This window comes from Methyloceanibacter sp. (assembly GCF_049590335.1).
Classification (GTDB): Bacteria; Pseudomonadota; Alphaproteobacteria; order Rhizobiales; family Methyloligellaceae; genus Methyloceanibacter.
The window spans coordinates 1-5,205 of the sequence record NZ_JBAWCQ010000150.1; the positions used below are offsets into that span (position 1 = coordinate 1).

General features: G+C 62.6%; 7 protein-coding genes and 1 other RNA gene. 4 read left to right on the forward strand and 4 right to left on the reverse strand.

Translation table 11 applies throughout. The features are described from left to right. Positions 1 to 5: 5 nt before the first annotated feature. The 3 genes from efp to WBQ77_RS11495 are packed head-to-tail and all read right to left on the reverse strand — an operon-like array spanning position 6 to position 2,295. Positions 6 to 569 (reverse strand): elongation factor P, encoded by a 564-nt coding sequence (gene efp / locus WBQ77_RS11485; protein WP_424043472.1) that lies wholly within the window; start codon positions 567 to 569, stop codon positions 6 to 8. Further along, positions 566 to 1,675, reverse strand: coding sequence for a tetratricopeptide repeat protein (locus WBQ77_RS11490; protein ID WP_424060354.1), 1,110 nt, complete (start codon positions 1,673 to 1,675; stop codon positions 566 to 568). Before WBQ77_RS11490 ends, efp begins: the two co-directional genes overlap by 4 nt. Continuing rightward, complete coding sequence (locus WBQ77_RS11495; protein WP_424060356.1) at positions 1,672 to 2,295, reverse strand: thiamine phosphate synthase; 624 nt, start codon at positions 2,293 to 2,295, stop codon at positions 1,672 to 1,674. The genes WBQ77_RS11490 and WBQ77_RS11495 overlap by 4 nt, the downstream gene beginning before the upstream one ends. A gap of 254 nt (positions 2,296 to 2,549) precedes the next feature. Here WBQ77_RS11495 and WBQ77_RS11500 point away from each other — a divergent pair, with 254 nt between their 5' ends. The 4 genes from WBQ77_RS11500 to WBQ77_RS11515 all read left to right on the forward strand — a co-directional run bounded on the left by WBQ77_RS11500 (position 2,550) and on the right by WBQ77_RS11515 (position 4,506). Then, positions 2,550 to 2,858 (forward strand): DUF4164 family protein, encoded by a 309-nt coding sequence (locus tag WBQ77_RS11500; RefSeq protein WP_424043466.1) that lies wholly within the window; start codon positions 2,550 to 2,552, stop codon positions 2,856 to 2,858. Positions 2,859 to 2,894: 36 nt separating this feature from the next. After that, complete coding sequence (locus WBQ77_RS11505; protein ID WP_424043464.1) at positions 2,895 to 3,269, forward strand: cell division protein ZapA; 375 nt, start codon at positions 2,895 to 2,897, stop codon at positions 3,267 to 3,269. A gap of 75 nt (positions 3,270 to 3,344) precedes the next feature. Next, a non-coding RNA gene (ssrS, locus tag WBQ77_RS11510) (6S RNA) lies at positions 3,345 to 3,502 on the forward strand. A gap of 173 nt (positions 3,503 to 3,675) precedes the next feature. Then, positions 3,676 to 4,506, forward strand: coding sequence for a TIGR00282 family metallophosphoesterase (locus tag WBQ77_RS11515; protein WP_424060358.1), 831 nt, complete (start codon positions 3,676 to 3,678; stop codon positions 4,504 to 4,506). Here the strand turns inward: WBQ77_RS11515 and WBQ77_RS11520 are convergent. Continuing rightward, entirely contained in the window at positions 4,503 to 4,796 is a 294-nt protein-coding gene (locus tag WBQ77_RS11520; RefSeq protein WP_424043460.1) for a hypothetical protein, read from the reverse strand. The genes WBQ77_RS11515 and WBQ77_RS11520 overlap by 4 nt on opposite strands. Positions 4,797 to 5,205 lie beyond the last annotated feature (409 nt).

The following is a 5,205-nucleotide window of genomic DNA, read 5'->3' on the forward strand; positions in this document are numbered from 1 at the left end:
GCGGCTTACTCGCCGCGTTTTACGTAAGTCAGTTCGTTCGTATCGACCACGATCTTCTCGCCTGCCTCGACAAAGGGCGGCACCATCACGCGGACGCCGTTTTCGAGCTTCGCCGGCTTGTAGGAGGAGGCAGCGGTCTGTCCCTTCACAACAGGATCGGCCTCGACGACTTCAAGCGTGACGTGATCGGGCAGGGCAACGCCGATGGGGCGTCCCTCATGGCTTTCCACCATCACCTTCATGCCGTCCTGCAGAAAGGCGGCGCGGTCTTCCAAGAGATCCTGCGGGATCTGGATCTGGTCGTACGACTCCAGGTCCATGAAGGTCAGCATGTCGCCTTCGGCAAAGAGGAACTGGTAATCCTGCTGCTCCAGGCGCACGCGCTCGACCGTTTCGGAGGAGCGGAAACGCTCGTTGAGCTTGCTGCCGTCGATGAGGTTCTTCAGTTCGACCTGCGCATAAGCCGGACCCTTGCCGGGTTTCACGGCCTGCGTCTTCACCGCGACCCAAAGGCCATTCTTATGCGTGATGACGTTGCCAGGCCTGATCTCGTTGCCGTTGATCTTCATTGGGTCCCTTTAGGGTACGATTTTGGCCGCGTCGTGCCGTTCGCGCGTGCTGGGGGCGCAAGCTTCGGACTTGTCGTCTCTGCACTTGCTGGGGCTTTAAGACTTGGCTGCTGGCCGCTGTCAAGGGCGGGCGCGGCTTGTGGAGCGGCAGCTGGACCGTCCGACAGGTTCGGCAGAGCTGTCGCAGACTCCTCGTCCTCGGTTATCCGCCCGCCCTCATAGGCGTCGACCAGGCGTTCTGCGGCGACCCGCTGCTCCGGGGTGAGCTTGGTCAGAACGATGTCGAGCGAAAAGTCGCTGACCCCGGCCTCCCGCGCGAGCAGGTGCCATTTGGCGGCTTGGACGAGGTCGAGCTCGAACACGAGGCCATTGGCGTGGAGACGCGCGACACGGTTCTGCGCGACAGGGTTGCCCTTTTCCGCCGCAAGGTAAAAGAGCTTCGCGCCCTTCTCCTCGTCCTTCTCCACACCGCGGCCCTTGAACAGCATGGTGGCGTATTCGACCTGCGCGGCGGAGAGGCCGGCGTCGGCGGCCTTGCCAGTCCATTCGGCGGCCTTCTTCGCATCAAGCGGCACCCCGCGGCCGAACTGGTAGAATGCGCCAAGATCGTATTGGGCTTGGATGTTGCCGCTTTCGGCCGCCTTGGTCATCCACTCGGCCGCTTTGGTCTGGTCCGCATCCCGGCCGCGCCCTTGCAGATAAATCAGCGCCAGATTGTACTGGGCGGCGGGATTGCCACCGTTGGCGGCTTGTTCAAACAGGTTGGCCGCGATGCGCGCATCCTTCCGGATGCCGCGCCCTTTGGCTGTCAGGAGGCCGAGCGAGAGCTGCGCGTTGGTGTCGCCCAGATCGGCGCCTTTGGCGTAGGCATTCGCGGCCTTGGCAAAGTCCTGGGGTACGCCAAGTCCCTCCGAATAGATTTCGCCGATCAGCGTGTAGGCTTCCTTGGAGCCCGTTTCGGCCTCTTTCTGCGCAAGATCGAGCGCAGTGAGATACTTCCCGGCCGCGAAGGCCGCATAGGCCTTGCTTTCGGCGGCATGAGCCGCGCTCGGAGGCGCTGTGGCGATAAGCGCCAGAGCAACAATACTGGCGCGGAAATGTCTCATGCGTTCCTCCGAATGCTGCCGATCGCGCGATCCATGTCACGTAGACTGTCGAGCGCGGCGTCGCTGTCCCAGATCGTGCGGGGCGGCGCGATGAAGTCGACGCCGAGTTCCGTCAGGCGCTCCGCGGCGCCGATATCAGTGATGTCCCAGGCGACGCTTGGGACCACGAAAATCTCCGACCACCAGGCGATCGTGTCTGACAGCGCCTCGAAGTCGCCGCTTCCGGGGGCGCCGAAGGCAACATAGTCCGCCCCTGATTCGGCCAGCGCCATGGCCTCGTGCCGGTCAAGTCCGCAGCCAACCCCGATATTGGCACTCTCACCAAGGGCCTTTCGAGCCTCTGCATAAAGAATTTGATCGGCGGCAATATGGATGCCGTCCGCGCCAAGATCGGCGGACGCCTCGATCGCGCTCTCGATCAGGCAGGCGGCGCCAGCCCCTTGCACCAGGTCGATCAGGCCGTCGAGGGCTGCGGGTTTGAGTTGGTCGTCCGCGCCGCAGATCAGGACGCAAGCGGGCGAAACATCCGAAAGCGCCTGGGAAAGCTGCGATTCCAGCCGGGCGGTGAAGGGTGTCGCTACCTGTAGATACAGGCGGCAACGGGGCTTGAATTTGGACATTTTCGGTGAGCGGGCCGGGGGTGGCAGGGGTTGAGGAGGGCGGGGTCGCTGGGGCTTGTCTCAAATCATAGGCGTCGCGGGGCTGTCAAACTTTGCACAGGGTGACGTGAGAAGAGGGTTGTCGGCGCGCCGTTTCCGTTTGAACATGGCGTCACCACATGTCTCGCCAGCCGACTGATCCATATGTGGAACATGGCTCTTGAGGCGGTTAGCTTTAGCGAGATTCGAGGACGCCTGTCGGGAGGGCGAACGTGATGCCACAAACCGTAATGAACTTGGACCCGACAGACTCCCTTGCCCGCTTCGACGCGGCGATGGATGCGCTTATGGGGCACCTTGGCCGCGTTTTGGCCGAGGACGGCGCGAAGGCCGATCCCGAAGAACTATCCGCGCTGCAAAACCAGGTCAAATTTTTGACCGAGGAACGCGACCAGCTCTTGGCCGATCTCGAGGCTGAGCGCATCCGTGTCAGGCGTCTCAAGTCGGCGAATGTGGAAGTGTCGGACCGGCTTGAGGCCGTTATGGGAGCGTTGAAAGACATGGCCCCGGCAATGCAGGGGTAAGTCCTCAAGGGGCTGGCAGGAGGCTGAGAGCATTAAATGGGTCAAGTCGTTGTCACGCTAAACAGCCGCACGTACCGGCTGGAATGCAATGAGGGCGAAGAAGCACATCTGACGGAGCTGGCCGAGTATATTGGGGCACATGTGGACGAGATGCGGCGGAATTTCGGCCAAGTTGGTGACGATCGCCTGATCCTCATGGCCTCGCTGGTCGTAACCGACGAGCTCTGGGCGTTGCGGGCCGATGTCGAGAACCTGCGCGCGCAGCTGGCCGACGCGCGCCGCGAAAAATTGGAATCCGACCAAAATGCGCGATCGGTCGAGACGCAGCTCTTCGCCAAGATCGGCGAAGCGGCGGGCCGGCTCGAAGGGCTTAACGCACGGTTGGGTCAACGCGCCGGCGACGGCCGGTAGCAGAGCAGGCAGGCGCAAAGATCATTTCCCTCGCCCCTATTCCCATGCCGTCCGGCTCCCTATAATAGAAGAGAAGGCGGGCTGCGGGGTGCGTTAGGAGCATTGATTCCAGGGCCCTATAAGATCCTATGGGAGCTGACCCTGACGGAGATCGTGGTCTTTGTCACTCGGCGCCCACCTACGCAAGTAGGGATACCCGGGATCTGCGCTCCGACGGCCACCGCGGCCCTTCCAACCCCCGCACCGCCAAAGCCCGCACCGCCGGCACCGCCGCACCGCTGAAGGCCACGCGATAAGACTGCATGGCCTCTAAAAGACCGGATTTTCCGCGCGCGGGGTGGCGGGCAGGGGCACAATTCTTTATTGATCCCCGCATGCTCAACCCCTCTTCAAACCACCCATCTTCATGCGGCTTCTCTTCCTAGGCGACGTGGTCGGCCGCGCCGGGCGCCTGGCCGTGCTTGAGGCCTTGCCCAAATTGCGGGAGCGCTATGCGGCGGACTTCGTCATCGTCAATGGCGAGAACGCCGCCGGCGGGTTCGGGATTTCGGAGGCCATTCTCAACGAGCTCCTGGATGCAGGCGCCGATGTCGTCACCACTGGCAATCACGTCTGGGACCAGCGCGAGGCGCTCGTCTTTATCGAACGCTACGATCGTCTCCTGCGCCCGCTCAACTTTCCGGCCGGCACGCCGGGCAAGGGCGCGGGGCTCTTCAAGGCGGCCAACGGCGCGGATGTCTTGGTCGTCAACGCCATGGGCCGCGTGTTCATGGGCGACCTGGACGACCCTTTTCGCGCCATCGACGAGTCGCTCGTGGCGTGCCCGCTGAAGACGGGCGTCGATGCGATTTTCATCGATTTCCACGCGGAGGCCACGTCGGAGAAGGAGGCGCTGGGCCACTTTGTCGACGGGCGTGCGACGGCCGTTGTGGGCACGCACACCCATGTCCCGACCGCCGACCATCAGATTTTGACCGGCGGGACGGCCTATCTGAGCGACGCAGGGATGTGCGGGGATTTCGACTCGGTGCTGGGCATGGACAAGGACGAGCCGGTCAGCCGGTTTGTGAGCAAGATCCCCTCGCGGCGTTTTGCGCCGTCAAAGGGGGACGCCACAGTCTGCGGCGTTGCCATCGACGTCGACGATCAAACGGGGCTCGCCCGTGCCATTGGACCCGTTCGCCTCGGCGGGCGGCTGTCTCAGGCCGAGCCAGCATTCTGGCGCGCAGAGAATTAGGCCGACTGTCGCGTCCTGCCGTGCGGGAAGGCGAGAACGGTATTTCCGGTCTCGGTACCTGCCGCTTTGCCCCGGCCCGAGAGGCTCTTGAGGCAGGCGATCGCCGCGTCGAGATGGTCCAGGGCCTGGCCCGGATCCGGCGAGTCGCTGTGCAAAGCCTTGCGGGCTTGGGCAACACGGTCCGCGGCACTGCCGCAGATTTGCGCCAGAGTCGACTCAACCGATGCCGAAACGGCCTGTCGGGCCTGTCCAGCCTGCGCCAAGTCCCCACCTGATGCCTTGAATTTCATGCTTTCCCCCCGTGCGTCTCGCGCCGTTAGCGGCTCAAGACCATATTTCTCGGTCTATTAGGGTTAAGACTTTCCTAAGCGTTTGATAGCGCGCGCGGTACGGTTTGGCAGGCTTTGGTTAGACCGAGACCAAAATGTCACAAGAGAGTCAAAATCGGCACGGTTCAGAGGTTTCGCGATTTATCCTCGCGCCCCGAGGACGTATAAGAGCAGAGAGTTTTCCGCGACTCGTTTCTGAGATGGACGTGTCGAGAGAAACAACCACAAAACGGGGGAAGGACTATGGAGATGTTTGGGGGACTGACAAGAACATCCAGTCGCATTGCCATTGCAGCCGCGCTTGGATTTGGGGCTTATGCTCTAAGCGCAGCGCCTGCGAGTGCGCAAAGTTACGGCGGCAATTGCTGCG